25 protein-coding genes are annotated in these 26,253 nt (G+C 69.9%); 17 read left to right on the top strand and 8 right to left on the bottom strand.

The genetic code is table 11. The features are described 5' to 3' along the window. Positions 1-9 precede the first annotated feature (9 nt). From ACSMFO_RS25960 to ACSMFO_RS25945, 4 genes are read left to right on the top strand one after another with little or no spacing between them, the layout of a single operon-like run. Positions 10-1,152: an ArsA family ATPase gene (locus ACSMFO_RS25960; protein ID WP_436460816.1), complete on the top strand. Its 1,143-nt coding sequence runs from the start codon at positions 10-12 to the stop codon at positions 1,150-1,152. Beyond that, the gene (locus ACSMFO_RS25955; protein ID WP_038516181.1) at positions 1,149-1,568 is read left to right on the top strand and encodes a hypothetical protein; all 420 of its coding nucleotides are present in this window, start codon (positions 1,149-1,151) and stop codon (positions 1,566-1,568) included. Before ACSMFO_RS25960 ends, ACSMFO_RS25955 begins: the two co-directional genes overlap by 4 nt. Before the next feature lie 16 nt (positions 1,569-1,584). Next, entirely contained in the window at positions 1,585-2,544 is a 960-nt protein-coding gene (locus ACSMFO_RS25950; protein ID WP_038516178.1) for an ROK family protein, read from the top strand. Positions 2,545-2,548: 4 nt separating this feature from the next. Next, positions 2,549-3,421, top strand: coding sequence for an NUDIX domain-containing protein (locus tag ACSMFO_RS25945; protein WP_436460815.1), 873 nt, complete (start codon positions 2,549-2,551; stop codon positions 3,419-3,421). 20 nt (positions 3,422-3,441) lie between these two features. On the opposite strand, the gene ACSMFO_RS25940 is transcribed toward ACSMFO_RS25945, so the two are convergent. From ACSMFO_RS25940 to ACSMFO_RS25930, 3 genes are read right to left on the bottom strand one after another with little or no spacing between them, the layout of a single operon-like run. Then, entirely contained in the window at positions 3,442-4,584 is a 1,143-nt protein-coding gene (locus tag ACSMFO_RS25940; RefSeq protein WP_038516172.1) for a glutamate--cysteine ligase, read from the bottom strand. 20 nt (positions 4,585-4,604) lie between these two features. Further along, on the bottom strand, positions 4,605-5,108 hold the full coding sequence (locus tag ACSMFO_RS25935) for a hypothetical protein (protein ID WP_038516169.1): 504 nt from the start codon (positions 5,106-5,108) through the stop codon (positions 4,605-4,607). Then, a complete protein-coding gene (locus ACSMFO_RS25930) occupies positions 5,105-5,875 on the bottom strand; it encodes an alpha/beta hydrolase (protein WP_037343382.1) in 771 nt (256 codons plus the stop codon). The genes ACSMFO_RS25935 and ACSMFO_RS25930 overlap by 4 nt, the downstream gene beginning before the upstream one ends. Before the next feature lie 214 nt (positions 5,876-6,089). Here ACSMFO_RS25930 and ACSMFO_RS25925 point away from each other — a divergent pair, with 214 nt between their 5' ends. Then, positions 6,090-6,851, top strand: a complete 762-nt coding sequence (locus ACSMFO_RS25925; RefSeq protein ID WP_016332794.1) for a lysophospholipid acyltransferase family protein — start codon at positions 6,090-6,092, stop codon at positions 6,849-6,851. Positions 6,852-6,871: 20 nt separating this feature from the next. After that, positions 6,872-7,357, top strand: a complete 486-nt coding sequence (locus tag ACSMFO_RS25920; protein WP_016332795.1) for a polyadenylate-specific 3'-exoribonuclease AS — start codon at positions 6,872-6,874, stop codon at positions 7,355-7,357. A 400-nt stretch (positions 7,358-7,757) separates the two neighbouring features. Here the strand turns inward: ACSMFO_RS25920 and ACSMFO_RS25915 are convergent, their stop codons facing one another. Continuing rightward, on the bottom strand, positions 7,758-8,834 hold the full coding sequence (locus tag ACSMFO_RS25915; RefSeq protein ID WP_436460814.1) for a 3-deoxy-7-phosphoheptulonate synthase: 1,077 nt from the start codon (positions 8,832-8,834) through the stop codon (positions 7,758-7,760). A 282-nt stretch (positions 8,835-9,116) separates the two neighbouring features. Here ACSMFO_RS25915 and ACSMFO_RS25910 point away from each other — a divergent pair, with 282 nt between their 5' ends. Both ACSMFO_RS25910 and ACSMFO_RS25905 read left to right on the top strand, forming a co-directional pair. Continuing rightward, positions 9,117-10,142 (top strand): 6-phosphofructokinase, encoded by a 1,026-nt coding sequence (locus tag ACSMFO_RS25910; RefSeq protein WP_037343389.1) that lies wholly within the window; start codon positions 9,117-9,119, stop codon positions 10,140-10,142. A gap of 133 nt (positions 10,143-10,275) precedes the next feature. Beyond that, complete coding sequence (locus ACSMFO_RS25905) at positions 10,276-11,778, top strand: amidohydrolase family protein (protein WP_436460813.1); 1,503 nt, start codon at positions 10,276-10,278, stop codon at positions 11,776-11,778. A 75-nt stretch (positions 11,779-11,853) separates the two neighbouring features. On the opposite strand, the gene ACSMFO_RS25900 is transcribed toward ACSMFO_RS25905, so the two are convergent. Then, the gene (locus ACSMFO_RS25900; protein WP_038516151.1) at positions 11,854-13,296 is read right to left on the bottom strand and encodes an aromatic amino acid ammonia-lyase; all 1,443 of its coding nucleotides are present in this window, start codon (positions 13,294-13,296) and stop codon (positions 11,854-11,856) included. Between the two features lie 38 nt (positions 13,297-13,334). Next, positions 13,335-13,805, bottom strand: coding sequence for a group II truncated hemoglobin (locus ACSMFO_RS25895; protein WP_436460812.1), 471 nt, complete (start codon positions 13,803-13,805; stop codon positions 13,335-13,337). A gap of 104 nt (positions 13,806-13,909) precedes the next feature. Here ACSMFO_RS25895 and ACSMFO_RS25890 point away from each other — a divergent pair, with 104 nt between their 5' ends. Beyond that, positions 13,910-14,251, top strand: coding sequence for a winged helix-turn-helix transcriptional regulator (locus ACSMFO_RS25890; RefSeq protein ID WP_436460811.1), 342 nt, complete (start codon positions 13,910-13,912; stop codon positions 14,249-14,251). On the opposite strand, the gene ACSMFO_RS25885 is transcribed toward ACSMFO_RS25890, so the two are convergent. Beyond that, positions 14,245-14,553 (bottom strand): ArsR/SmtB family transcription factor, encoded by a 309-nt coding sequence (locus ACSMFO_RS25885; RefSeq protein ID WP_073846804.1) that lies wholly within the window; start codon positions 14,551-14,553, stop codon positions 14,245-14,247. The two genes, ACSMFO_RS25890 and ACSMFO_RS25885, sit on opposite strands and share 7 nt — an antisense overlap. 164 nt (positions 14,554-14,717) lie before the next feature. Between ACSMFO_RS25885 and ACSMFO_RS25880 the strand changes: the two genes are divergently transcribed. The 8 genes from ACSMFO_RS25880 (at position 14,718) to ACSMFO_RS25845 (ending at position 24,462) form a co-directional block, all read left to right on the top strand. Then, complete coding sequence (locus ACSMFO_RS25880) at positions 14,718-15,938, top strand: glycoside hydrolase family 18 protein (protein WP_436460810.1); 1,221 nt, start codon at positions 14,718-14,720, stop codon at positions 15,936-15,938. Between the two features lie 73 nt (positions 15,939-16,011). Further along, positions 16,012-16,677, top strand: a complete 666-nt coding sequence (locus tag ACSMFO_RS25875) for a DUF2461 domain-containing protein (RefSeq protein WP_005166098.1) — start codon at positions 16,012-16,014, stop codon at positions 16,675-16,677. Positions 16,678-16,788: 111 nt separating this feature from the next. Continuing rightward, on the top strand, positions 16,789-18,213 hold the full coding sequence (gene pyk / locus ACSMFO_RS25870; protein WP_073846805.1) for a pyruvate kinase: 1,425 nt from the start codon (positions 16,789-16,791) through the stop codon (positions 18,211-18,213). Between the two features lie 325 nt (positions 18,214-18,538). Next, the gene (tesB, locus tag ACSMFO_RS25865; RefSeq protein ID WP_038516136.1) at positions 18,539-19,438 is read left to right on the top strand and encodes an acyl-CoA thioesterase II; all 900 of its coding nucleotides are present in this window, start codon (positions 18,539-18,541) and stop codon (positions 19,436-19,438) included. A 450-nt stretch (positions 19,439-19,888) separates the two neighbouring features. After that, positions 19,889-20,776, top strand: coding sequence for a helix-turn-helix domain-containing protein (locus ACSMFO_RS25860; protein WP_436460809.1), 888 nt, complete (start codon positions 19,889-19,891; stop codon positions 20,774-20,776). Between the two features lie 12 nt (positions 20,777-20,788). After that, on the top strand, positions 20,789-20,998 hold the full coding sequence (locus ACSMFO_RS25855; protein ID WP_037343401.1) for a DUF397 domain-containing protein: 210 nt from the start codon (positions 20,789-20,791) through the stop codon (positions 20,996-20,998). A gap of 161 nt (positions 20,999-21,159) precedes the next feature. Next, a complete protein-coding gene (locus tag ACSMFO_RS25850) occupies positions 21,160-21,372 on the top strand; it encodes a hypothetical protein (protein ID WP_395862945.1) in 213 nt (70 codons plus the stop codon). Positions 21,373-21,435: 63 nt separating this feature from the next. Then, positions 21,436-24,462: a helix-turn-helix transcriptional regulator gene (locus ACSMFO_RS25845; protein WP_038516127.1), complete on the top strand. Its 3,027-nt coding sequence runs from the start codon at positions 21,436-21,438 to the stop codon at positions 24,460-24,462. A 75-nt stretch (positions 24,463-24,537) separates the two neighbouring features. On the opposite strand, the gene ACSMFO_RS25840 is transcribed toward ACSMFO_RS25845, so the two are convergent. Then, positions 24,538-26,151: a succinic semialdehyde dehydrogenase gene (locus ACSMFO_RS25840; RefSeq protein ID WP_038516124.1), complete on the bottom strand. Its 1,614-nt coding sequence runs from the start codon at positions 26,149-26,151 to the stop codon at positions 24,538-24,540. Between the last annotated feature and the right edge of the window lie 102 nt (positions 26,152-26,253).

Below are 26,253 nucleotides of genomic sequence, written 5' to 3'. Positions count from 1 at the left end.
AGGGTAGGCATGCGGATCCTGCTGTTCACCGGCAAGGGGGGTGTCGGCAAGACCACGCTGGCCGCGGCGACGGCGGCGGCACTGGCCGGTCGGGGCAGGAAGACGCTCGTGGTCTCGACCGACCCGGCGCATTCCCTCGGTGACGCCTTCGGCCGCCCGCTCGGCGGCGAACCGTCCGAAGTGGACACGCTGCTCCACGCCGCCCAGATCGACACCCGCGGCCTCGTCGACAGCACCTGGCGCGAACTCCGGCGGGAACTGCAGACCGCGCTCGCGGGAGTGGGTCTCGACTCGCTCGACGCCGAAGAACTCACCGTGGTGCCCGGCGTCGACGAACTCCTCGCCCTCACCGAGGTCCAGCGCCTCGCCGAGCACGGTCCCTGGGAGACGGTCGTCGTCGATTGCGGGCCGACCGCGGAAACCCTGCGGCTGCTGGCTTTGCCCGAAGCCGTCTCCGGCTATCTGTCGCGGATGTTCAAACCGGGCGCGCGGCGTACGGCGGCCGCGGTGCGGCGGCTCGGCGCGCATCTGGAGTCGCTGCGCACGCTGCTGACCGATCCGGCCACCACCACCGTGCGGCTCGTGCTGACGCCGGAGCGCGTCGTCGTCGCCGAAGCCCGCCGCACGCTCAGTTCCCTTGCCCTGCGCGGGATCCTGGTCGACGGCCTGATCGTCAACCGGCTCATGCCCGCGCCCGGGTTCTGGCGCGGCGCCGCGGCCACCTGGATGCGGACCCGGCGCACCCAGCAGAACGCCGTTCTCGCCGAACTCGCCGAAGCGGGTTTCGGATCGGGGCAGGTGAAGCCCGTCGAGCATCGCGCCGTCGAGCCGGTGGGGCTCGAGGCGTTGCGGGAAATCGCGTACGAGCTCTATCAGGGGCTGGACCCCTTGGCGGGGAACGAAAAAGGTGTGACCCCACTGCTGCAGGTGTCCGAATCGGACGGCGGCTACGAGCTGCGGATCGCGGTGCCCTTGCACCTCGATTCCGAAGTGGACCTGGCCAGAGTGGACGATGATCTCGCCGTCACCGTGGACGGTTTCCGGCGGCTGATCGCGCTGCCGGAGATGTTGCGCCCGTGCCGGATCACCGGTGCGGAATCCGACGCGCACGGCCTGGTCGTGAGCCTGGCCGGGAACCGGGGACCCGGGTGAGCGAGAACAACGAGTACACCGGATCGAAGCCGCTCGAACTGGCCGAAGAGATCCGGCTCCTGGTCGAACTGGTCGTCGAGCACGCCGCGCCGTGGCTGGAGGGCCTGATCTCCGCCGGGCACGGCTGCACCGACCACGACGCCGACGGATGGTGCCCGCTCTGCGCCGTCGTCGGGGTCTTCCGAGGGGAACGGCCCGAGTTCGTGGCCCGCCTGATGGAGCAGGCCGCGCAGCTCGTCGCGTTGCTGCGGGCGGTGCTCGCCGACCGGTGGGAACCCGAGGCCGGCGTGCACATGCCGGGGTTCCAGCCTGCGCGGAAGGAGCCCGCGGCCGAAGATGTGCCGATGGGAGCTTCGCGGGTCCAGCACATCACGGTGACCAGGCGCGACGCTTGGCAGCCGGACCGGGAGAACTGAGTTGCTGACGGTAGGGGTGGACGTCGGGGGCACGAGCGTGCGCGCCGGCGTGGTGGACGAGCACGGCTCGCTGATGGACACCGCCAGGGTCGGGACGCCCAGCGGGGAGGACGCGCTCGAAGACGCCATCGCCGGCGTCGTCGAAGACCTCCGCAACCGGCACGACGTGTCCGGGGTCGGGCTCGCGGTCGCCGGGTTCGTCGCGAAGGACCGGCGGACGGTGATGTTCGCGCCGCATCTGTCCTGGCGTGCCGCGCCGGTCGCCGAGCGCATCGAGAAGCGGGTCGGCCTGCCGGTGACCCTGGAGCACGACGTGAACGCCGCCGCGGTCGGCGAATACCGCTTCGGGGCCGCCCGCGGCGCTCATGTCGCCGCGCTGATCGCCCTCGGTACCGGGATCGGCGCGGGACTGCTGCTCGACGGCAAGATCTACCGGGGCGCGTACGGCGTCGCGCCGGAACTCGGGCATCTGACCGTCGTCCCCGGCGGCAGGCCCTGCCCGTGCGGGAAATACGGCTGCTGGGAGCGCTACTGCAGCGGGACGGCGCTGGCGGCGACGGCGGTGGAGCTGCTCGCGCGGCATCCCGGCCGCTCGACCGTCCTGGCGCGCGAGACCAGGGGAGACCCCGGTTCGGTCACCGGCCGCCGCGTCGCCGGGGCCGCCCGCGACGGCGACCCGATCGCCCAGCGCGCGATGACCGAGCTGGCGAAATGGCTGGCCGAGGGGCTGGCGCTGGTCGCCGACGTCTTCGATCCCGAGCTCATCGTGATCGGCGGCGGCGTGTCCGAATCCGCTCCGCTGTTCCTCGACGAGGCCCGCGAGCACTACGCGGACAAGATCACCGGCGCCGGGCACCGGCCGCTGGCGCGGATCCGGGCCGCGCACCACGGCGACGATTCGGCGATCGTCGGTGCCGCCGCACTCGCCGTCGACGCGGCGAAGGCTCCCGGCGCCGAGATCGGTGTGACACGCTGAAGCGGTGACCCGGCAGGACGGCAACGGCTTCGTGAAGTGCGACTTCGGGCATCTTCACTGGGGTTTGAACGGCGCGGCCGGGTTGCTGCTGTCCGATCCCGCGCGCGGTGTCCTGCTGCAGCGGCGGGCCTGGTGGGTCCACCATGGACGGACCTGGGCACTGCCCGGTGGCGCCGTCGAGGCGGGGGAGAGCCCGCGTGAGGCCGCCACCCGCGAGGCGCACGAGGAGGCCGACATCCCGCCCGCGCGGGTCCGTCCGCTGGCCGCGTCGCACGTCGACCACGGGAACTGGCGCTACACCACGGTCCTCGCCGCGCCGATCGGCCCGCTTTCGGCCAGGGTGAAGAGCGCGGAGAGCGCGGAACTGCGATGGGTCCACGCCGGCGAGGTCGCGGATTTCCGGCTGCATCGCGACTTCGCGGCGGCGTGGCCGGGATTGAGGGAACACTTGGATCGCGGGCTGGTACTGGTGGTCGACGGCGCGAACGTCGTCGGATCGCGGCCGGACGGCTGGTGGCGGGACCGGCGCGGCGCCGCGGAACGGTTACGGGACAAGCTCGCGAGCCTGTCCGAGACCGGGCTCGCCGATCCGGCCCTGCCCGGGGGCGGCGGATGGTCGTGGTGGCCGAAGGTCGTGCTGGTCGTCGAGGGCAAGGCGCGGGGAGTCGCGACGGTGCCGGGTGTCGAGGTCGTCGAGGCCGACGGCGAAGGCGACGACACGATCGTCGCCGTCGCGCGTGAAGCCCGTGCCGCGGGCCCGGACGACCACGTCGTCGTGGTCACCGCCGACCGGGAGCTGCGTTCCCGCGTCGAGGCACTGGGCGCTTCGACCTTCGGCCCCGGCACCCTCCTGGGGCACCTCGACTCCCGCATTTAGTCCTCTGAACGCGGTCCTGGTCAGGGGCGCGCGATCTTCCCGTCCCGCATCTCCGCGATGAGCGAAGCGACGACGGCGCGCAGGCTGCCGTTGTACTGCTTCGCGACCGCGCGCTGACGCAGGTAGCTGGGCCCGTGGGTCAGGATGGTCTCCACCGACCGCAGTTCGTCGGCGCAGTCCAGGCGCCGGGCCACCGGTTCGAGCCGGTCCAGCAGGTCGTAGGTGTCGTCGGTGACGAGCCGCTCGTTGCCCGCCGCGTCGAGGATGACGATCGCGTCGACGCCGTACCGCGCCGCGCGCCACTTGTTCTCCTGGACGTGCCACGGCGGCAGTGTCGGCAGGATCTCGCCGTCGTCGAGACGCGCGCTGAAGTCGTCGACCAGGCATTGGGTCAGCGCGGAGATCGCGCCGACCTCCTCCAGCGTCGGCAGCCCGTCGCACACCCGCATCTCGATCGTCCCGAAATGCGGGGCGGGCCGGATGTCCCAGCGGATCTCGGAGAAATGGTCGATCACGCCCGTGGTGAACATGTCGTCCACATAGCTCTCCAGCTCGGTCCACTTCCGGAACTGGAACGGCAGCCCGGCCGTCGGCAGCTGCTGGAACATCAGCGCGCGGTTCGACGCGTACCCGGTGTCCTCCGCGCCCCAGTACGGCGAAGACGCCGAAAGCGCTTGCAGATGCGGCGCGTACTTGAGCAGGGCGTCGAGGATCGGCAGGGCCTTGTCCCGGTGGTCGACGCCGACGTGCACGTGGACGCCGTAGATCAGCATCTGCCGTCCCCACCACTGGGTCCGGTCGATGAGCTTGGCGTAGCGCTCCTTGTCCGTGACCTTCTGCTGGTACCAGGTCGAGAACGGATGCGACCCGGCGGAGAACAGCTCGACGCCCAGCGGGTCCAGCACCGAGTGCACGACGTCCAGTGAGTCGTTCAGATCGGCCTTGACCTCGGCGATCGTGTCGCAGATCCCGCTGATCACCTCGATGGTGTTGAGCAGCAGTTCCTGCTTGATCTTCGGATGCTCCTCCTCGCCGTCGGGCCGGACGGCGTCGAGCACCTGTTCCGCGACCGACGAGAGCTCACCGGTCCGCCGGTCGACGAGGGCGAGTTCCCATTCCGCGCCGACCGTCGACCGGCGCGAGGGAGTGAAGTCGATCTTCATCTTCCGAATTGTCCGGCAGATCAGACCTGGGCGCCGTTGTTCGGATCCGCGCCGGGCGGCGGCCCCTGACGCACCCGCAGCAGGAGCAGGGCGATCGCGGTCGCGAGGGCGAGGATCCCGAGCGGGGTGCCGAGCCGGGTGCCCATGCCGATCAGGGTGGGCGCGATCAGCAGCAGCAGGCCGAGCAGGAAGAACAGCAGGACGATGAACGCGCCCTTGCGCGGACGCGGCAGGGGAGGCGGCTCGGGCGGCACGAAGTGGCCCTCGTCGTCGCTCGACCCGGCCGGGTCGTCCTCGAACAGGGTCTTGTCCCAGCTGGTGCCGCCGCCGCGCCAGCCCGGTTCGGGTTCGGCGTCCGAAGGTTCCGGCCGGGGCGTCTTCTCGGCGGGCTTCTCCGCCGTCTTCCCGGCCGGTTTCTCCAGGTCGTCTTCCGGGAACAGGCCGACGCCCTCCGCACGGAGGTCGGCCACGATCTCGGCGAACGTCGCGTCGACGTCCTCCGGCCCGTCCTTGCCTCTGCTCATCCGGCGTCCACCTGTCCCGCCCGGCGCACGGACCGGGCGAAGTCCACCGTACGCGTGAAGATCAGGCCCGCGTCGTGGTCTTGGGTGGCGACGTGGAAGCTGTTCTCCAGCACCACCTCGGTCACGTCGTCGCTGCCGATCCCGTCGAGGATCACCCGCGAGTTGACCGGCTCGACGATGTGGTCGACGGCCGAGTGGAGCAGGAGCACCGGCTGGGTCACCTTGCGCAGATCCGCGCGGGTGAGCTTCCACAGCTTCGCCAGGCTCGCCGCGGCGCGCACGGGTGTCCGCGAATAGGCCAGCTCGGTCACGCCCGGCTTCGCGATGTCGTTGGCCACGCCCGGAACCGAGGGCAGGATCCGCGACAGGACGGGCAGCAGCTTGGCGTCCCAGCGCAGTGTCATGACCGACGGGTTCACCAGCACGATGCCGGCGATCCGGTCGCCGAACTCCTCGGCGAGCCGCAGCGTCAGCGTCCCGCCCATCGACATCCCGGCGACGAACACCGTCTCGCAGGTCGAGAAGAGCGCCAGCAGCTCTTCGCGGACCGCGCCGTACCAGTCCTCCCAGCCTGTCCGGTTCATGTCCTGCCACCGGGTCCCGTGCCCGGGGAGCAGCGGGCAACGCACCGTGTAACCGGCCTCGGCCAGATGGTCGCCCCACGGCCGCATACTCGCGGGAGTGCCGGTGAATCCGTGGCACAGCAGGAACCCTGCTTCGGTCGAACCGGTGTGAGCGAACGGTTCCGCGCCGGCGAGGACGGCCATGCGATCGCCTTCCGTGAGAGCTGGGTAGGTCTACCATGTTCGCACGACCGGAGCGGCTTGTGGGGCCCCGGCCACTGCCGGAATCGGGCCGGATCCGGTGTGAGATCCGTCGCTGGGTGCGGGTAACCGGGTGGACTTCGTTGTGCCGGGGGTGCGCGATTCGTAGTCTTGACCATCGGGCACAGGGGTTGAGCTGCTAGGAGGAGTTTTCGCAGTGCTGTACTGGCTCATGAAACACGTGTTTATCGGGCCACTGCTCAAGGCGCTGTGGCCCACCAAAGTCGTCGGCGCGGAGAACATCCCCGACGACGGTGGCGCGATCCTGGCGGGCAACCACCTCGCGGTGGCCGACTCCTTCTTCATGCCGCTGCGCGTCAAGCGCAAGGTGACCTTCCCGGCCAAATCGGAGTATTTCACCGAAAAGGGCTTCAAGGGTCTGCTGAAGAAGTGGTTCTTCACCGGCGTCGGCCAGTTCCCGATCGACCGCTCCGGCGGCAACGCCGCGCAGGCCGCGCTCGACACCGCGACCCGGCTGGTCCGCGAAGGGCACCTCCTCGGCATCTACCCCGAAGGCACCCGTTCCCCGGACGGCCGCCTGTACAAGGGCAAGACCGGCGTCGCGCGGATCGCGCTCGAATCCGGCGGCGTCGTGGTCCCGGTCGCCATGATCGGCACCGACAAGGTCAACCCGATCGGCTCGAAGATGTGGTGGCCGCGCCGCCTCGAGATCCGCTTCGGCAAGCCGCTCGACTTCTCGCGCTACGAGGGCCTCGCCGGGGACCGCTTCATCGAGCGGTCCATCACCGACGAGATCATGTACGCGCTCATGGAGCTCTCCGGCCAGGAGTACGTCGACATCTACGCCGCCAAGGCGAAGGAACTGCTCGCCGCCGAGGAGGCGGGAGTCCGCCCCAAGGTGCCCGCGCAGCCCTCCGCCCAGGACGTCGCCCGTATCCCGGACACCAAGGTCGGCTGAGGCCCCACTAGGGTTCTCCGGTGCGCTTTTTCTACGACACCGAATTCATTGAGGACGGCGTGACCATCGATCTGGTGTCGATCGGTGTCGTGGACGAAAGAGGCCGCGAGTTCTACGCGGTCTCGACCGATTTCGACCCCGGCAAGGCCGGCCCCTGGGTCCGCGACAACGTGCTCCCGAAACTCCCGTCGCCCGCCGACCCGGCGTGGCGCAGCCGCGAGAAGATCCGCACGGATCTGCTCGAGTTCTTCGGCAAACCGCCCGGCGGCATCGAACTGTGGGCCTGGTTCGCCGCCTACGACCACGTCGCGCTGGCGCAGCTGTGGGGGCCGATGCCCGCGTTGCCGCGCCAGCTGCCGCGTTTCACGCGCGACCTGCGGCAACGCTGGGAGGACGCCGGCAAGCCGAAGCTGCCGTCGGCCCCGGACGACCAGCACGACGCGCTGGCGGACGCGAGGCACAACTACCAGCGGTGGCAGATCATCGAGTCCTACTGGCACCGGTAGGCACCTTCACGCGCGGTCGTTGTGGCTGTTGGACTGCTGAGGCTGGAGTTGCCGGTACCGGCCGGGTGAGGGGAACTTCGAGGGACTCCGGGCCCTCAAGGAGTCCTTCACGGCCACCGCTTACCTACGCTCAGGCGCCAGCCGAGCCGGGTTCGCGCTGCTCGAAGTTCGGTGTCCCAGCCCCGTCCCCGCGCAAGGTGGGAATGAGTCCTTCGCCAGGACGTCGGCCTGACGTCCTGAGGTGAAGGGCGCCATCCCCGCGTGCCATGCGGCGAAAGCTCCCTTCGCCACACGAGACGGGAGCCGCTCCACCCCTCGCAGGCCCGAGTGCCGTGCAATGAACGGTCCTTTCCTTGCGAAATTTGCGAGGAAAGGACCGTTCCTAGCGTTCGCGAGGGGCTCAGCGGCGTGAGTCGACGGCCTCGGCGAGGGTGTCCAGCAGCTCCGCCGTCGTCTCCCACCCGAGGCAGGCGTCCGTGATCGACTGCCCGTAGGTGAGCGAAGCGGCCGAGCCGAGCGTCAGGTCCTGGCGCCCCTCCACCAGGAAGCTCTCCAGCATCAGCCCCGCGATACCCCGCTCACCGGCCCCGATCCGCCCGGCGAGTTCGCGGACGACCGAAGCCTGCCGCACGTGGTCCTTCGCGCTGTTGCCGTGGCTCGCGTCGATGATCACGCGTTCCGGCAGCCCCGACTTCGCCAGCCGCGCCAATGTGTCGGCCACCGTCGTGGGGTCGTAGTTCGGACCGGCGGAGCTGCCGCGCAGGATGACGTGACAGTCCTCGTTGCCCGCGGTGGTGATGAGCGCGGCGAGCCCGTCGGGGTTGATCCCGGCGAAGACGTGGCTCGCGCCGGCCGCGCGGGTGGCGTCGACGGCGACCTGGACGTCGCCCTCGGTCGAGTTCTTGATCCCGACCGGCATCGACAGCGCGCTGCACAGCTGCCGGTGCACCTGGCTCGCCGCGGTCCGCGCGCCGATGGAACCCCAGGTCACGGTGTCGGAGATGAACTGCGGGGTGATCGGGTCGAGGAATTCGCAGCCCACCGGCAGGCCGAGCGCGGAGATGTCGAGCAGCAGTTTGCGCGCCATCCGCAGGCCCTGGTTGACCTCGTAGGTGCCGTCGAGACCGGGGTCGTTGATCAGGCCCTTCCAGCCGAGCGTGGTCCGCGGCTTCTCGAAGTAGACGCGCATGACGATGTGCAGGTCGCGGCGGTGTTCTTCGGCCTTGGCGGCGAGACGGCGGGCGTAGTCGAGCGCGGCGTCCGCGTCGTGCACCGAGCAGGGCCCGACGACGACGAGGAGCCGGTCGTCCCGGCCGTCGAGGATGTCGACGGCCGAGGCCCGCCCGGCTAGGACGGTATCGGCGGTTTCCGCGGTCATCGGATGCTCGTGCCGCAGCATCGCGGGCGACAGCAGCGGGTTGATGGCCGCCGTGCGGTGGCCGTCGAGGGCGATCAGGGTGTCAGCGGAGGGAGACATCGCGGGTCTGGTTCCTTTCGAAAGGGATACCGACCCGCGGGAACTCGCCGAGCCGGTGTGATTCCGGCTCGGGGTGGAAGTCAGCGCAGGTTCACGCCGCCGTGCCCACCCGGGGCCGGCTTCGTAAACCAGAAATAGCGCTGCACGGGGCCAAGCTAGCACATCCGCGGCGTGTACCGATTCCCGAGGTGGTCCGCCCTGCACCGATCCAGAGAACTGCCGCTACGCTGGCGTCGGGACATGTGACTGTCATCTCTACGGAACACAAGACGGAGGCTTCTGATGCGTGTCGGTGTGCTGACCGGCGGTGGGGACTGCCCGGGGCTCAACGCGGTGATCCGCGGTGTGGTGCGCAAGGGCATCGAGGTGCACGGCTGGGACATCGTCGGGTTCCGCAACGGCTGGAACGGTCCCCTCACCGGGGACAGCCGTCCGCTCGGCCTGAACGACGTCGAGGACATCCTGACCCGCGGCGGCACGATCCTGCGCTCGTCGCGGACCAATCCGTACAAGGTCGACGGCGGGGTCGACAAGATCAAGGCCGTGCTCGCCGAGCAGCAGGTCGACGCGCTGATCGCGATCGGCGGCGAGGACACCCTCGGCGTCGCGAAGCGGCTCACGGACGACGGCGTCGGCGTCGTCGGGGTGCCCAAGACGATCGACAACGACCTCGGCGCCACCGACTACACCTTCGGCTTCGACACGGCCGTCTCGATCGCCACCGAGGCCATCGACCGGTTGCACACCACGGCCGAGTCGCACCACCGCGCGCTGGTCGTCGAGGTCATGGGGCGGCACGCGGGCTGGATCGCGCTGCACTCGGGCCTCGCCGGCGGCGCGAGCGTGATCCTGGTGCCGGAGCGGCACTTCAACGTCGACCAGGTCGTCTCGTGGGTCGAGCGCCGCTTCGAGAAGGAGTTCGCGCCGATCATCGTCGTCGCCGAGGGCGCGCTGCCCGAGGGCGGCGAGGAAAAGCTGCTGACCGGGGAGAAGGACGCCTTCGGGCACGTCCGGCTCGGCGGCATCGGCACCTGGCTGGCCGACGAGATCGCCGCCCGCACCGGCAAGGAGTCCCGCGCGGTCGTGCTCGGGCACGTCCAGCGCGGCGGCACCCCGACGGCGTACGACCGCGTACTCGCCACCCGGTTCGGGCTCAACGCCGTCGACGCCGTGGCCGACGGTGACTTCGGCGTGATGGTGGCGTTGCGCGGCACGGACATCGTCCGCGTCAAGCTCGCCGAGGCGACCGCCGAACTGAAGACCGTCCCGGTCGAGCGGTACGAAGAGGCCGAGGTCTTCTTCGGCTGAGCCCTGTTTCAGGAGAAGGCCCCTTACATCGTGCTGACCTCGGGTAAGGGGCCTTCGCTTTTCTTGCGGGCCCGCCGTCGCGGCTAGTTGAATCGGCCACCTGGGGGGTCCGGGTGGAAGGGCGGCGGTTCTCATGGGATCCAACAGGCGCGAGTTCCTGAGGTGGCTGGCCGCCGGTGGGACCGGGGTGGCGCTCGCCGGGCTGCTGCCCGGTACGGCCGCCGCCGAAACGGGCACGATCGTCGTCCTCGCCCAGGTCACGCTGATCGACGGCACGGGTTCGGCACCGCGGCGTGACGTCTCGGTCGTGCTCGTCGGCGACCGGATCGCCTGGGTCGGCTCCGGCCCGGTCCCGGAGACCCCCGGCGCGCGGGTGATCGACGGCCGCGGCAAGTACCTCATCCCGGGTCTGTGGGACATGCACGCCCACGGTGCGGACCTCGAGGACATCGTCCCGCCGTTGCATCTGGCGCACGGTGTCACGGGCGTCCGCGAGATGTGGGGGTACGCGGAAAACCGTGCCACGAAAGGCAAGATCGAACGCGGCGAGCTGCTCGGCCCGCGTGTCGTGCTGGCGAGCGGGATCGTCGACGGGCCGGTCACGCTCCTGGCCCCGCCGGTGCTCCAGGTGTCGACGGAGGCCGAAGCGCGGGCCGTCGTCCGCGCCGAGAAGGCCGCGGGCGCCGAGCTCGTCAAGACCTACTCCTACCTCGCACCCGGCGTCGTGCGCGCGGTCGCGGACGAGGCCCGGGCCCAGGGCCTGCGGTTCTCCGGGCACTGGCCGTACAAGCTGTCCCACCTCGAGGTGAGCGACCTCGGCCAGCACAGCCTCGAGCATTTCTTCGGGGTGTCCATCCACTGCTCGTCCCGGCGCGACGAGATCCTGGCCAGGCTGAAGTCGACGCCCTACGACCCCGCGGCGCCGCGGGACTTCTTCAACCTGGCTCGGCGGCTGGAGTTCGAGTCGGTCACCACGTACGACCGCCGTGTGGCGCGGGCCTACTTCGAGCGGCTGCGGTGCAACGGCACCTGGCACTCGCCGACGCTGACGATCAACCGGGTCGTCACGCAGCCCGCCGGGACCCACCAGCGGGACCCGCGGCTCAAGTACGTACCGGCGGACGTGCGCGAGAGCTGGGCCAAGGGCATCGAACGCTTCGCGCCGAAGACCCCGGAGGACGTCGCCCTGCAGGAGCGGTACTACCAGGAGACGCTGCGGCTGGTCGGCGTCGCGCACGAAGCGGGTGTCGGCCTCATCGGTGGCACCGACTGCCTCAATCCGTACACCTTCCCCGGCAGCGGGCTGCACGAAGAGCTCGCGTTCCTGGTCGAGGCCGGGCTCTCGCCGGTGCGGGCGCTGAAGACCGTCACCGGGGACGCGGCGAGGTTCCTCGGCAGGGAAGGGACGTCGGGCACGGTCGCGGTGGGGAAGGAGGCGGACCTCGTGCTGCTGGACGCGGATCCGGCGGCGGACATCCGCAACGTCGCGAAGATCGACACGGTGATCACGCGCGGCCGGGTGCTCGGCAAGGCGGAGCGGCGGCGGATGCTCGACGCCGTCGAGGACGCCGCGAACCGGCCCACGCCGACGAACGCCCGGCTCCACTCCCTCGCGCGCCGGGGTTGCTGCTGTTGACCTCCCGCATTTCGTCCTCTGAATGCGTTCGTTGGTGATGCCAACTACCGCATTCAGAGGACGAAACGCGCGGAGTCAGATGCGGGCGAAGGTGTCCAAAAGGGACACGGCGCGGGCGATGTCGTCGGTGAGCGGCCGGTCCTCGACGCTCGGGTCGAGCACGGCCGCGGCGGTCTCGTAGGCGTCGCGCGCGGGCAGGGAGACGAGGTCTGCCTTGCGCATCCGCAACGCCCGGACGGCCGCGACCAGTTCACACGCCAGCACCTGCTGATACGCCGACCCGGCCGCGGTCGCCGCCCGCGCGGCCTGGGTCGAGAAGCTCGCGTGGTCCTCGATCCCGCGTGAGACGACGGCCGTGCCCAGCGTCGCCGGCAGCGCGGCCTGCCGCAGTTCGGTGAGCGCGTCGTGCGCGACGTACTCCAGGATCATCACGCCCGAACTGCCCGACGGCCCGGCCGCCAGGAACGGCCGCAACCCGGTGAACTCCGGTTCCACCAGGTCACCGAGCCGGGCCACCGACAGCTCGGCGACCTGGTGGACGGTCGCGCGCACCTGGTCGAGCGCGGTCGAGACGTACGCGGTGTGGAAATGCGCGTGGTGATAGGCGTCCTGGTGCACCGTCGAGATCATCGGGTTCTCGGTGCTGGCGTTGATCTCCACCGCGAGGACGTCGCGCAGGTAGTGGATCGCGTCCAGCGCGGGCCCCTGCACCTGCGGGAACGCGCGGAGCCCGAACGGGTCCTGGATCCGCCTGCCCGGTTTGGGCGTGCCCTCCATCCCGAGCAGCCGCCGCATCTCCGCGGCGCACGCGACCTGCCCGGCGTGCGGACGCGCCTCGTGCACGGGGGTCGCGTACGCCTCCGGGTTCCCGTCGAGCGCGATGTAGGTCAGCGCCGCGACGACGTGACTCGCCCGCGTCAGCGTGTCGAGCCGCATCGCCGCGAGGGTCGCCTCGGCCAGCGTCGCGGCGTTGCTGCTCATGAACGCGAGCGCGTCACCCGCCTGGACCGGCACCGGGGGCACCCCGCCGGTCAGCCACGGCCGTTCGCCGGTGAGGGCGAGCGCGGTCTCCGCGAGCGGCGCGAGGTCACCGGTGCCGATCGCGCCGAGCCGGTGCACGAGCGGCAGCGCCCCGGTCCGCACCGCGTCGGCGAGCGCCCCGATCAGCACGGGGCTGAGCCCGGCGCGCCCGGCCAGCAGCTGGTTGAGCCGGATGAGCATCATCGCCCTGGTCTGGCCGGGGGACATGACGTCGCCGCTGCCGCCCGCGTGACTGCGCAGCAGCCGCAGCCCGTGATCCGGCGACTCGCCCTCGCCGACCGGATCCTCCTTGTTGGCGCCGACGCCGGTGGTGCGGCCGTAGACGATCCTGCGGGTGCTCAGTTCTTCGGCGAGCTTCCACGCGCTTTCCGCGCCGCGCAGCGCGGCGATCGAAACGTCGATGCCCAGTGGGCCCTCGGTGCTCGCGGCGGTCACGACGTCCGCACAGCGCAGGGTCCGGCCGTCCACCCGGATCACGGCGGCCTCCTTTCACGACCGCCCCACTATGAACGCCTTCAGTCCGACGGCGGCTGCCAGGGCGGCCGGTTGCCCCAGTCCCACTTCGGCATGGGCTCGGGAACGGTGACCTCGCGACCCGGTTGCGAGAACATCACCGCGAGCCTGCTGCCCCATTCGACATACGCGGCGAAGACGGAGCGGAATTCGGGATCGGCCGGGAGCCCGGCCTCGTCGGCGGCGTCGAAGAGCAGGTTCACCCAGCGACGGCGCTGCTCCTCGGTGATGGCCCGGCCCAGATGCCGTCCGACCATGTGCCGGTGCCCGCCGTGTTCGCCGCTGTAGGTCTCCGGCCCGCCGAACACCTCGGCCAGCCAGACCGCCACGTGCTCGGGGTGGCCGGGATCCATGTGGCGGAAGACCGGCTCCAGCAACGGGTCCTTCAGCACGTGGCCGTAGAAGACGGTGGTCAGCCTGCGCAGGGCGTCCAGCCCGCCGGCCCATTCGTACAACGTCGGCGTCTCGGTCACGTAAGGTCCTCCCAGCGGCGATGATCTTCCGGTCCGGCAAGGCAACCACCCCGGATCGCCGGGGACAACCGCTTACTTTCCGGTGCGTGCCAAGGGGAGCGGCGATGAAGCGGTACCACTGCGCGGTCGAGCTCGCGGTCGATGTCATCGGCGGCAAGTGGAAGCCGGTGATCCTGGCGCATCTGAAGGAGGGCGTGCACCGGTACGGCGAACTCCGGCGCCGGATGCCGGGTGTCAGCGAGAAGATGCTGACCCAGCATTTGCGCGAGCTGGAGGCGGACGGCCTCGTGCTCCGGGAGAGCCGCGAGGGCCGGGTGCCGCATGTCGAGTACCGGCTGAGCGAGGAAGGGGAGCGGTTACGCCCCGCACTCCAGGCGCTCTACGACTGGGGGACGCGGCGCGCGGCCGACCGCGGCATCACGTTCGATCCGTTACCTATTCACTGACTGTCGTCGTCGAGGTGTCGTTCGAGCGCGTCGATACGTCCTTCCCAGAACCGGCGGTACGGCGCGAGCCAGGCGTCGACCTCCGCGAGCGGTTCCGGACGGAGCCGGTAGCACCGGCGCTGGGCGGCGACGCGGACGGAGACCAGACCGGCCTCGCGTAGGACACGCAGGTGCTTCGATACGGCCGGTTGGCTCAGTTCGAGGACCTCGACCAGCTCGTTGACCGATTTCTCGCCGCCGCGCAAGAGGTCGAGGATGGTCCTCCGTCGCGGCTCGGCGAGGATCTCGAAAGTCTGCATCATCCGGGAAATGTGCCCCGTGCGGCATATTTCCGTCAAGGAATGTTCGAAAATGTCCATCCGAAAGTCTTGGTCTGAACCATTGACGGAGTGGTCTAGTCCACTTAGCTTGTGCGTGTCCCGCCGCAGTCCTCTCGTCACCGCCGGTGACCGTGAAGGGAGAACGCATGTCCCGTTCGTTCAGGCTCACCGCGATCGTGGGTGCCGCGGCCGTCGCGCTCGGCGCGCTGGCCGTCGCCGCTCCGGCGCAGCGGGCGTCAGCCGCACCGGAAGCCACTGAGGCCTCGGTCGGCAAGGTACTCGGGTACTTCGCCGAATGGGGCGTCTACCAGCGGAACTACCATGTGAAGAACATCGACACGTCGGGTTCGGCGAGCAAGCTGACGCATATCAACTACTCGTTCGGCAACGTGACCAACGGTGGCTGCGCGCTCGGTGACGCCGAGGCGGCGACCAGCAAGTTCTACGACGCGGCCGGCAGTGTGGACGGGGTCGCGGACAGCTGGGACACCGGCGCGCTGCGCGGGAACTTCAACCAGCTGAAGAAGCTCAAGGCCAAGTATCCGAACCTCAAGGTGCTGTGGTCGTTCGGCGGCTGGACCTGGTCCGGTGGGTTCGGCGAGGCCGCCAAGAACCCCGCCAAGTTCGCGGAGTCCTGCTACAACCTCGTCAACGACCCGCGCTGGGCAGGCGTCTTCGACGGCATCGACATCGACTGGGAGTACCCGAACGCCTGCGGTCTCTCCTGTGACACCAGCGGCGCGGCCGCGATCAAGAACCTCGCGCAGGCCCTGCGGGAGAAGTTCGGCTCGAAGCTGGTCACCGCCGCGATCACCGCGGACGGCACCGACGGCGGCAAGATCGACGCCGCGGACTACGGCGGCGCGGCACAGTACTTCGACTGGTACAACGTCATGACCTACGACTACTTCGGCGCCTGGGCCGCGCAGGGCCCGACGGCCCCGCACTCGCCGCTGACCGACTACGCGGGTATCCCGACCGCCGGCTTCCACTCCGACGCCGCGATCCAGAAGCTCAAGGCCAAGGGTGTCCCGGCGAACAAGCTGCTGCTGGGCATCGGCTTCTACGGCCGCGGCTGGACCGGCGTCACCCAGGAGGCCCCGGGCGGTACCGCGACCGGTCCGGCGGCGGGCACCGAGCCGGGCATCCAGGACTACAAGGTCCTGAAGACCACCTGCCCGCCCACCGGCACCGTCGCGGGCACCGCGTACGCCAAATGCGGCAGCGACTGGTGGAGCTACGACACCCCGGCGACCATCGGCGGCAAGGTCACCTACGCCAAGGACCAGGGTCTCGGCGGCGCCTTCTTCTGGGAGCTGTCGGGTGACACCACCGACGGCGAACTGATCACGGCTCTGGCCAAGTAAGGCTCTCTCCGACGGAAGCGCGTGAAGGACCCCTTCACGCGCTTTCGTCGGTAGTGAGGATTACGGTCACCCCATGGGTTTCGAGGGTTTCGGCGAGTACGCCATCGACTTCTACGACGGTCTCGAGGCTGATAACTCCAAGTCCTATTGGGACGCGAACCTCGCCACCTACAAGGCCGACGTCCGCGCGCCGATGGAGGCGCTGCTCGCCGAACTCGTCCCGGAGTTCGGCGACGGCTTCGGCGAGGGCAAGGTCTTCCGCCCGTACCGCGACGTCCGGTTCGCCAAGGACAAGACGCCGTACAAGACCCACTGCGGCGCGGTGATCGAGCAGGGCCGCGGCGGCGGCGCGTACTACGTCGAGGTCGGCCCGGCGGGGCTGCGCGTCGGCGGCGGCTGCTTCCACTTCGAGTCCGATCAGCTCGCCCGCTTCCGCAAGGCCGTCGACACGGAACTCCGGGGCGCCGAGCTCGCCAAGATCCTCGCGAAGCTGGAGAAGGCGGGCTGGGAGGTCAAGGGGGACAGGCTCAAGTCGAAGCCGCGTGGCTTCGCCGAGGACCATCCCCGCATCGACCTGCTGAAGTATCGCTCCGTGTACGCGGTCCGCGGCTGGGAGCCGGACGACGTCCTGCACGAACGCGGCGCGCTCGACCGGGTGCGGAAAGCGTGGCGGCAGGTCCGCGCGTTCAACGAATGGGCGCGGGACCGCGTCGGGCCGAGCGAGAAGCCGCGCCGATAACCGGCGAACCGGGTTCGGTGGTTTCCTTGTCGCCCAGGTCAACTGACACTTTTCTTGAACTTTCGGTATCGGTACAGACGTAGCCACGATGAGGGACTACGCTGTGCGAACGTGAGCCGACGCGCGAAGATCGTTTGTACCCTGGGCCCCGCGACCGCTACGCCGGAGAAGATGCGGCAACTCGTCGACGCCGGGATGGACGTCGCGAGGATGAACTTCAGCCACGGGACGCACAGCGACCACAAGCAGGTCTACGACCTCATCCGCACCGCCGCCGCCGAATCGGGCCGCGCGGTGGGCATCCTCGCCGACCTCCAGGGGCCGAAGATCCGTCTCGGCACCTTCGCGGGCGGGCCGGTCGAGTGGCACAACGGCGACATCGTGCGCATCACCGTCGAGGACGTCGCGGGCACGCACGACCGCGTCTCGACCACCTACAAGGGACTCGCCGACGACGCGAAGCCCGGCGACCGTCTCCTCGTGGACGACGGCAAGGTCGGCCTCGTGGTCACCCACGTCGAGGGCCCGGACGTCGTCTGCGAGGTCACCGAAGGCGGCCCCGTCAGCAACAACAAGGGCGTTTCCCTGCCGGGTATGGACGTCTCCGTGCCGGCGCTGTCCGAAAAGGACATCGAAGACCTCGAGTTCGCGCTGGAACTCGGTGTGGACTTCATCGCGCTGTCGTTCGTCCGCTCGCCCGCCGACATCGACCTGGTCCACCAGGTGATGGACCGCGTCGGCAAGGGCCGCCTCCCGGTGGTCGCGAAGATCGAGAAGCCCGAAGCGGTCTACAACCTCGAAGCCATCGTGCTCGCCTTCGACGCGGTGATGATCGCCCGCGGCGACCTCGGCGTCGAACTCCCGCTGGAGCAGGTCCCGCTGGTGCAGAAGCGCACCATCCAGATCGCCCGCGAGAACGCGAAGCCGGTCATCGTCGCGACGCAGATGCTCGAATCGATGATCAACAGCTCCCGCCCGACCCGCGCCGAGGCCTCGGACGTCGCGAACGCGGTACTCGACGGCGCGGACGCGCTCATGCTCTCGGGTGAGACCAGTGTCGGCCGCTACGCCATCGACGTGGTCAAGACCATGGGCCGGATCATCGAAGCCGTCGAGACCGACTCGCCGGTCGTGCCGCCGCTGTCGCACGTCCCGCGCACCAAGCGCGGCGTCATCTCCTACGCAGCCCGTGACATCGGGGAGCGGCTGAACGCCAAGGCCCTGGTCGCCTTCACCCAGTCCGGTGACACCGTCCGGCGGCTCGCGCGGCTGCACACGCGGCTGCCGCTGCTGGCGTTCACGCCGGAGGAGAGCGTCCGCAGCCAGCTCGCGATGACCTGGGGCACCACGACGCGGATCGTGCCGAAGGTGGGCTCGACCGACCAGATGATCCAGCAGGTCGACCACGCGATGCTCGAAATGGGCAAGTACGCCAAGGGGGACCTGGTGGTCATCGTGGCCGGTTCGCCGCCCGGGACCGTCGGGTCGACCAACCTCATCCGGGTGCACCGCCTGGGCGAGGACGACCACGCCTGACCGCGCCGCCCCTACCAACGCTATGAAGGACCCTTTCCTTGCGAAATTTGCAAGGAAAGGGTCCTTCATAGCGTTCGAGGTGTCCCGAAGGCGGCGAGGAGGTCGCTCCTGCCGCCGCGTCCGTGTGGTGAAGGGCCCCTTCGCCACATGCCATGCGGTGAAGGGGCCCTTCGCCCGCCGTCGCACGCTAGGAACGGTCCTTTCCTGGCAAATTTCGCAAGGAAAGGACCGTTCCTAGCGTCCCAGGCACCCCGAAGGTGGCCTTCGCGACAAACGTCCCGTCTCACAGAGGCTCCAAGCACCCTTACGGCCTAAAGTTCAGGGCATGACTGAGATGGCCAGGGAAGCCGCGGCCGGTTTCGACAACGCCGGCGGGGTGGGCGGACAGCCCGTGCTCGACCGGCTGGTCGCGTTGCTGGACTTGGAGAAGATCGAAGAGAACATCTTCCGCGGCGTCTCGCCCGCCCACTCGCCGGTGCGGGTGTTCGGCGGGCAGGTCGCGGGGCAGGCGCTGGTCGCCGCCGGCCGCACGGTCCCCGAGGAGCGGAAGGTCCACTCGCTGCACGCGTACTTCATTCGCGGCGGCGACCCGAGCGTCCCGATCGTCTACGAGGTCGACCGCATCCGCGACGGCCGCTCGTTCACCACCCGCCGCGTCGTGGGCATCCAGCACGGCAAGGCGATCTTCTCCCTGTCGGCCTCGTTCCAGAAGGACGAGGGCGGCATCGAGCACTCCGAGGCCATGCCCGACGTCCCGGCGCCCGATTCACTCCCGACGCTGCAGGAACGGGCCGAGGGGTACTTCATGGGCCATCTCGACCGGCCGCGTCCGATCGACCTGCGGTACGTCAACGATCCGCCGTGGGTGACCAGGAAGTCGGGCGACCGGCCCGCCAGGAATCAGGTCTGGATGCGGGCCGACGGCAAACTCCCGGACGAGCAGCTGCTGCACGTCTGCGTCCTGACCTACGCCTCCGACATGACTCTCTTGGACTCGGTCCTCGCGCGCCACGGCGTCTACTGGGATCTCGACAAGGTGCTCGGCGCGAGCCTCGACCACGCGCTCTGGTTCCACCGCCCGTTCCGGGCCGACGAGTGGTTCCTCTACGACAGCGCGTCGCCGACGGCGTCGGGTGCCCGGGGGCTGGCGACCGGCCGGTTCTTCGCCGAGGACGGAACGCATATCGCGACCGTCGTGCAGGAAGGACTTCTCCGAGTCGTGTGAACGGTGACGTTCCGCATCGAAGAGCCGCCTTGTCCACCCTTTAGAGGGAATGGCGAAACGCATTAACATCTGGAGCCAGAGTATTACGAATTAAAGGGAGGGCCGGAACCGATCGGGGGACGGCTCCGGCCCTGCACCGGGGGTGAATCCGGCTTCGACGGGTATCCTTCCGAAAGCCCATCGGTGCAGCTCGCGGCCCCGCGCCCGTGCCGCGAGCGGATCCGCTGCCGCCGGCGAGGGCGGGCGTACCGCGTTGCACAATGCTCAACCTACAACGGCAATCTGCAATTTGCAGGATGAAAATCGACGCGTGGGTGAAAATGGTCGTGTGACCATCTCACCGAATGTGTCTCGGGCTGGTTAGATGTCCTTCGTGCGGGGTTGGGAGAACACTGTTCTCCTCGCCGTGTCGCGATCGGTGTTGCTCGGACAGCTTGTGGAGGTGCCGTGATGACGAGGGGTCAGGGACCCACCGTGCGCCGCCGGAGACTGGCGAGCGAACTGAGGCGGTTGCGCGAGGCGGCCGACCTCACCATCGACGAGGTGAGCGAGAAGCTCGAATGCTCGGCGTCGAAGGTCAGCCGTATCGAGACGGGGCACGTCGGCGTCACCCCGCGCGACGCGCGCGACATGCTCGAGCTGTACGGCATCGCCGGTGACGAGCAGGAGGCGCTCGTCCAGCTGGCCAGGGAAGCCCGCAAACGCGGCTGGTGGCATGCGTACAACGAGGTGTTCACCGGCACCTTCGTCGGCCTGGAGGCGGACGCGAGTTCGCTGCGCGCGTTCCAGGCGCTGCTGGTGCCGGGCCTGCTGCAGACCGAGCGCTACGCCAAGGCCGTGATCAGGGCGATGCGGCCCGACGCCGAGGACGCCGAGATCAGGCGCCGGGTCGCGGCGAGGATGGCGCGGCAGGAGCTGCTGACCGATCCTTCGCCCCCGGAGTACTGGGCCGTCATGGACGAAGCGGTCCTGCACCGCGTGGTCGACGGGCCCGAGGTGATGGCGGAACAGCTGTACCGGATGGTGACGATGGCCGCGCAGCCGAACGTCACCGTCCAGATCGTGCCGTTCGGCGCGGGTGCCCATCCCGGGATGGAGGGTCCGTTCCTCATCATGGGCTTCCCCGAACTGGCCGACACCGACGTGGTCTACGTCGACAGCACCTCCAGCGGGCTCTACCTGGAGGAACCCCCGGACGTCCGGCGATACGCGTTGATGTTCGACCATCTCCGCGCCGCCGCGTTGAAGCCGGACGACTCGGTCGAGGTGATCGCCGAGGCCGCCGGGAGGTTCGCCGAACAGGCGGCCCTTCCGGGAGAAGTCCCTGGAAACAAGTAAGGAGTGGGGAGCATGACGCCCAACGATGACCTTTCCCAGGCCCGGTGGTTCAAGAGCAGCCACAGCGGTGGCGGCAACGACTGCGTCGAGGTCGCCTTCACCGGTGACGGTGCCGCGCTGAGGGACTCCAAGGACCCTGAGGGAGGTGCCTTCCGCCTCTCGCCGCAGGCTTGGCGCGGGCTGCTCGGCGCGGTGCGCACGAGTGGCCCGGATCACGGCTAGACACCCTCGAACTCGACCCCTTACGCCCCCCGAGCAGGGGATGGGCCGGCGTAAGGGGTCGAATCACGTCCGGGTGTAGGTGATCACCCGATGCCTCAGGGCACCCCTCAGGACGAATCTCGTCACTACCAACAAGGCAGTGACTTCCTAAGGGGAAAAAGATGAACACGAACGACGCCCTCCTCACCGGCGTACTGGCCGAGGTCGAGTACCGGAGGGAGGAGCTGCAGCGAGCGGGCCGCAGCATGTGGGTCGAGCGGGCCCGCCGCGCGGGCAAGCGGATCCGCGCGCATCGCGCCGAAGTCCAGGTGCCCGCCCAGGAGCGCCGCGAGGCCCGGCAAATGCCCGCCCGCAGCGGCGACATCACCCGGTAGAGGTCGAGTGCGATGAAGCTCTCGGCGAAAACACAGGCGAAGTTGTCGGCCCGGTAGGCAAGAATGCACCTCGTGCCCCGTCTTGGCTCCGGAATCCCGATCGTCGCCCGCACACAGGAGATGCGGCAGCTCCGCGCCGCCTTCGCCCGTGCAGAACGGGCCGAGGCCGGCGCGGTGCTGCTCTCCGGTGACGCAGGCGTCGGCAAGACCCGCCTGCTGACCGCGCTCGGCGAGTACGCCGCGGGCGCGGGCGCCCTGGTGCTCACCGGGCGCTGTATCGACGTCCATGAGGGCGGTCTTCCTTATCTTCCGTTCGCCGAGGCGCTGGCACCGCTGGCGACGACCTCCGATCCCGCGGTCACCGCCGCGGTCCGGGCCCGGCCGGCGCTGGGCAGGCTGCTCCCGCAGATGCAGCAGGCGGAGGACTACCCCGCCATCGAAGACGGTCAGCTCACCGCGAGCGAACGGGTGTCGACGCAACGGCTCGGTCCCGAGCAGGACCTCGGCCAGCTCCAGCTGTTCGACGCGGTACTGGGGGTGCTGACCGTCATCGCTCAGCGCCGGCCCGTGGTGATCCTCCTGGAGGACCTGCACTGGGCCGACGGCTCCACCCGGAACCTGCTGTCCTTCCTCTTGACGAGGCTGCGCACCCAGCGGCTGCTGGTGGTCGCGAGCTATCGCGAGGAGGACGTCCACCGGCGGCATCCGCTCCGGGCGCTGCTGTCCGAGGTGGTCCGGCTGGGCGCGGTCGAACGCGTCGAGGTCAAGCCGTTCGGCGCCGAGGACGCGCGCGCCTTCGTCGAGGCCTTGGCCGACGAGCCGATCGGCCAGGACATGATCGCCGACATCGTCTCCCGGTCCGAGGGCAATCCGTTCTTCGTCGAGGAGCTGCTGGCGTCCGCGAAGGACTGCCGCGAACTCCCCGCCGGGCTGGCCGAAGTGCTCCTCGCCAGGGTGGAACAGCTTTCCCAGATCACGCGCCGGGTGCTGCGCGTGGTCTCGGTCGCGAAGGACGCGGTGGCGCACGCCGCGCTCACCGAGATCTCCGGGCTGGACGAGCTCGAACTCGACGAGGCGTTGCGCGAGGCCGTGCAGCATCACGTTTTGGTGATCGAGAACGGTTTCTACACCTTCCGCCACGCGCTTTTGCAGGAAGCGGTCTACGGCGACCTGCTGCCGGGCGAGCGGGTGCGGATGCACGCGGCGTACGCGGCCCGCATCCGGAACCGGACCCAGGGCCGGGGCCAGGACGCGCGGCTCGCGCACCACAGCCTGGAGAGCAAGGACTTCGTCACCGCGCTGGCCGCGTTGCTGCGCGCGATGGACGAGGCGGAGAAGCTGGGCGCGCCCGGTTCCGCGCTGCGGCACGTCGAGCAGGCACTGTCCATTTGGGACGCCGTGCCCGCGGCGGACCGGCCGTCGGACGTCGACGAGCTCCGCCTCCTGCACGAGGCGTCGTATTTCGCGAGCACGTCGGGGGAGCCGGAGCGCGCGGTCGCGTATTCGCGGTCCGCGACCGAGGCACTCGGCCCGGACACCGGCAACGAACGGGCAGCCAAGGTCTGGCGACGGCACGCGGAGGCGCTGCTTTCGGTCGACGGCACGCTCGACGAGGTCCTCGAGGCGATCGACAAGGCCTGGGAGCTGGTCGAACACACCGAGGCGAGTGCCGCGCGGGCGTGGGTGCTCGCCACCCGCGCCGGGATCCTGCGGCTGATCGACAGGCACGACGAGGCGCTGCAGTGCGCGCTGGCCGCGGTCGCCGACGCCAGGGCCGTCGGCGCGGGCGGGGCGGAGGCGGCGGCGCTGGTCTCGCTCGGGACACTGGCCGATTCGGCGGGCGAGGTCGAGCAGGCGCGGGAGCGGCTGCGCGAGGCCGAGCGGAAGGCCAGGGATTCCGGTGCCCTCAACGGCGAGCTGCGGGCGCTGCACTTCCTCGGGCTGAGCTACGACGACCGGGCCGAGATCCGGTCCGCGCTGAAGTACTACGCCAAGGGCATCCAGCGGGCCAAGGAGACCGGGCTGACCTGGAGCTCGTTCGGCATCGAGCTGCGGACCAAGCACCTCACGCTGCGGTACGTCAGCGGGGATTGGCCGGAAGACGACGACGCCGGCCGCGCGGGCCGCGGTGTGTCGAGTGTCGTCGCCGGACGGTTCCTGGGGATCTGGGCGCAGTTCGTCGTCGGCCGGGGCCGGTTCGCGGACGCGGACAAGATCCTGCCGAGCCTCCGTCAGCACTGGAGCGCGGATTACTCGATCGCGCTCGCGTCGGCCGACGCCGCCATCCAGCTCGCGTCCTGGCGAGGAGACCACGCGGGTGCGGTGCGGCAGGCGCGGGAACTGATCGACTGGCTCGAAGAGGTCGAACCCGCGGTGCTCGGCGGGATCCGGATCAGCGTGCACGGCCTCACGGCGGCCGTCGCCCAGGCCGCCGAAGCCCGGGTGCGCGGCGATCTGGCGACGGTCGAGGCCGCGGTGGAAGCGGGCGAGAAGCTGCTCGCCCACGGCCGCCACTGCGCCGAACACGGCATCCCGCGTTCGGTGTCGCTGGGCCCGGAGGCGCTGGCGTGGCTCGCCCGGCTGGAGGCGCTCGGCGCCTGCCTGCGCGGCGCGGGGGATCCGGCGTTGTGGGCGAAGGCGGTCGAGGCGTTCGGGTACGGCGCGGTGTACGAGCAGGCCATGTGCCGCCTGCAGCACGCGAAATCCTTGCTGGCCTCGGACGGCGACACCGCGCTCGCCGCGTCGGAGCTGCTGGCCGCGCACGCGGTGGCCGATCGGCTGGGCGCCTGCCCGTTGCGTGAAGCCGTCCGGGAGCTCAGTCACCGGGCACGCGTCGAGCTTCCCGGCGAGGCCGTGGCGCCGCGTCGTGACGTCGTCGACCCGCTGACCGATCGGGAACGTGACGTGCTGGAGCGCGTCGCGCTCGGCCGGACCAACCGGCAGGTCGGCGAAGAGCTGTACATCAGCGAGAAGACGGTGAGCGTCCACCTCTCGCGCGTGATGGCGAAACTCGGCGCGAGCCGCCGGGCCGAGGCCGTCGCGATCGCCTACGACCGGGGACTCCTGGCCGCCCCCACCTCTTCCTCCTAGCCGCGTTTCGTCCTCTGAACGCGATCCTTGCGCGTGGCAAGTACCGCATTCAGAGGACGAAACGCGGGAGGGGGATCAGCGGCGGGGGAGGCGGCGGAGGGCCTTCAGGCTCGTGCTGAGGGTCCGCACCCACAGCTTCGGCGGGATTCCCTTGCCGGGGCGCAGCGGCATCCCGCGCTGCACCGCGATGGCCTGGGCCTCGGTGTACTTGAGCAGCCCTTCGGCGCCGTTGCGCCGTCCGACACCGGACTCCTTCATCCCGCCCATCGGCAGGCCCACGGTCCCGAAGGTCGCCGCGAAGCCTTCGTTGACGTTGACGGTCCCGGCCTTCAGTCGCGCCGCGACCTCCCAGCCCGCCCGGCCGTTACGCGACCAGACGCTCGCGTTCAGCCCGAACTTCGTGTCGTTGGCGCGTTCGATCGCGTCGGTGACGTCGGTGTAGCCGTAGATCGACACGACCGGCCCGAAGGTCTCCTCGGCGAACAGCTTGACGTCCTCGGTGACGTCGGTGAGCACGGTCGGCTCGTAGAACAGCGGGCCCAGGTCGGGCCGGGCCTTGCCGCCGGTGAGCACTTTCGCACCCTTGGACCGGGCGTCCTCGACGTGCGCCGACACCGTCGCGAGCTGGGCCTCGGAGGTCAGGGATCCCATCTGCGCCTGGTAATCCAGCTTGCCGCCGAGCCGCAGCGCCGCGGTCTTGGCGACGAAGGCGCGGGTGAACTCCTCGCGGATCGACTCGTGGACGTAGATGCGCTCGACCGAGACGCACAGCTGCCCCGCGGAGGAGAAGCACGCGGTCACCGCGCCCGTGGCGGTCTTGGCGATGTCCGCGTCGGGCAGCACGATCATCGGGTTCTTGCCGCCGAGTTCCAGCGAGTAACTCGTCAGCCGCTCCGCCACCTTCGCGGCGAGCCCCTTGCCCGTGGGCGTGGACCCGGTGAAGCACAGGTAGTCCGATTCCTCGACGAGGGCGTCGCCGATCTGCGAGCCCCGGCCGAGCACGATCTGCCAGACACCGGCGGGCAGCCCGGCCTCCTCGGCGACCTCCTGCAGCCACAGCGCCGAAAGCGCGGTCTGGTTGTCCGGCTTCTGCACGACGGCGTTGCCCGCCGCGAGCGCGGGCAGGACGTCCATCGCGGTCAGCGCGAGCGGGTAGTTCCACGGCGAGATGATCCCGACGACGCCCTTGGGGTGCCGGATCTCGCCGACCTTTGTCAGCACCGGGATCAGCCCGGCGGCGCGGCGCGGCGAAAGGAACTTCGCGCTGTGCTTGCCGTAGTAGGCGGCCACGAGGGCGGTGGCGCTGACCTCGTCGAAGGCGTCCATCCGGGCTTTGCCCGCCTCGATCTGCACGAGGTCGAGCGCCTCTTCCTGACGCTTCAGGACCAAGTCGTGCAGGCGGATCAGGATGCGCTGGCGGTCTTCGACCGGCCGCTCGGCCCACGAGCGCTGAGCCTCCCGCGCCTGGTCGAACACGGCGCGGACGTCGGCGTCGGTGGCCTGGGGCAGCGTCGCGATCGGTTGCCCGGTGAAGGGTGCGCGCATCTGGACCGGCGCGGAATCCGCACCGCCCACGACCCGGCGCACGAGCCGTTCTGCCCTCGCCATCGCGGGGGCGCCGGGGACGTCGCCGATGGTGGCCGGTCCTTCGGTGTGGTGGCCCGCGCTCGCCGGTGTCGTGCTCGTCATGCCGTCTCCGTTCCATACCGCGCGGAGCCGGGGGAGGCGCCACGCAGAGCCCAGGTGTTACCGACGAGTACAGCATACTGCCGGTATGGAGACTGTCCACCG

The organism is Amycolatopsis sp. w19 (assembly GCF_051373225.1).
GTDB lineage: Bacteria > Actinomycetota > Actinomycetes > Mycobacteriales > Pseudonocardiaceae > Amycolatopsis > Amycolatopsis japonica.
This window is presented reverse-complemented; position numbering and strand designations above follow the sequence as displayed.

Bases quoted from the DNA above. Each gene is read 5' to 3' on its own strand.
- tesB (WP_038516136.1), top strand. From the start codon at position 18,539: ATGACTGAGATGGCCAGGGAAGCCGCGGCCGGTTTCGACAACGCCGGC.
- ACSMFO_RS25885 (WP_073846804.1), bottom strand. From the start codon at position 14,553: ATGATGCAGACTTTCGAGATCCTCGCCGAGCCGCGACGGAGGACCATC.
- ACSMFO_RS25905 (WP_436460813.1), top strand. From the start codon at position 10,276: ATGGGATCCAACAGGCGCGAGTTCCTGAGGTGGCTGGCCGCCGGTGGG.
- ACSMFO_RS25845 (WP_038516127.1), top strand. From the start codon at position 21,436: ATGCACCTCGTGCCCCGTCTTGGCTCCGGAATCCCGATCGTCGCCCGC.
- ACSMFO_RS25940 (WP_038516172.1), bottom strand. From the start codon at position 4,584: ATGAAGATCGACTTCACTCCCTCGCGCCGGTCGACGGTCGGCGCGGAA.
- ACSMFO_RS25860 (WP_436460809.1), top strand. From the start codon at position 19,889: ATGACGAGGGGTCAGGGACCCACCGTGCGCCGCCGGAGACTGGCGAGC.
- ACSMFO_RS25855 (WP_037343401.1), top strand. From the start codon at position 20,789: ATGACGCCCAACGATGACCTTTCCCAGGCCCGGTGGTTCAAGAGCAGC.
- ACSMFO_RS25910 (WP_037343389.1), top strand. From the start codon at position 9,117: ATGCGTGTCGGTGTGCTGACCGGCGGTGGGGACTGCCCGGGGCTCAAC.
- ACSMFO_RS25930 (WP_037343382.1), bottom strand. From the start codon at position 5,875: ATGGCCGTCCTCGCCGGCGCGGAACCGTTCGCTCACACCGGTTCGACC.
- ACSMFO_RS25840 (WP_038516124.1), bottom strand. From the start codon at position 26,151: ATGACGAGCACGACACCGGCGAGCGCGGGCCACCACACCGAAGGACCG.
- ACSMFO_RS25890 (WP_436460811.1), top strand. From the start codon at position 13,910: ATGAAGCGGTACCACTGCGCGGTCGAGCTCGCGGTCGATGTCATCGGC.
- ACSMFO_RS25875 (WP_005166098.1), top strand. From the start codon at position 16,012: ATGGGTTTCGAGGGTTTCGGCGAGTACGCCATCGACTTCTACGACGGT.
- ACSMFO_RS25915 (WP_436460814.1), bottom strand. From the start codon at position 8,834: ATGTCTCCCTCCGCTGACACCCTGATCGCCCTCGACGGCCACCGCACG.
- ACSMFO_RS25850 (WP_395862945.1), top strand. From the start codon at position 21,160: ATGAACACGAACGACGCCCTCCTCACCGGCGTACTGGCCGAGGTCGAG.
- ACSMFO_RS25880 (WP_436460810.1), top strand. From the start codon at position 14,718: ATGTCCCGTTCGTTCAGGCTCACCGCGATCGTGGGTGCCGCGGCCGTC.
- ACSMFO_RS25935 (WP_038516169.1), bottom strand. From the start codon at position 5,108: ATGAGCAGAGGCAAGGACGGGCCGGAGGACGTCGACGCGACGTTCGCC.
- ACSMFO_RS25960 (WP_436460816.1), top strand. From the start codon at position 10: ATGCGGATCCTGCTGTTCACCGGCAAGGGGGGTGTCGGCAAGACCACG.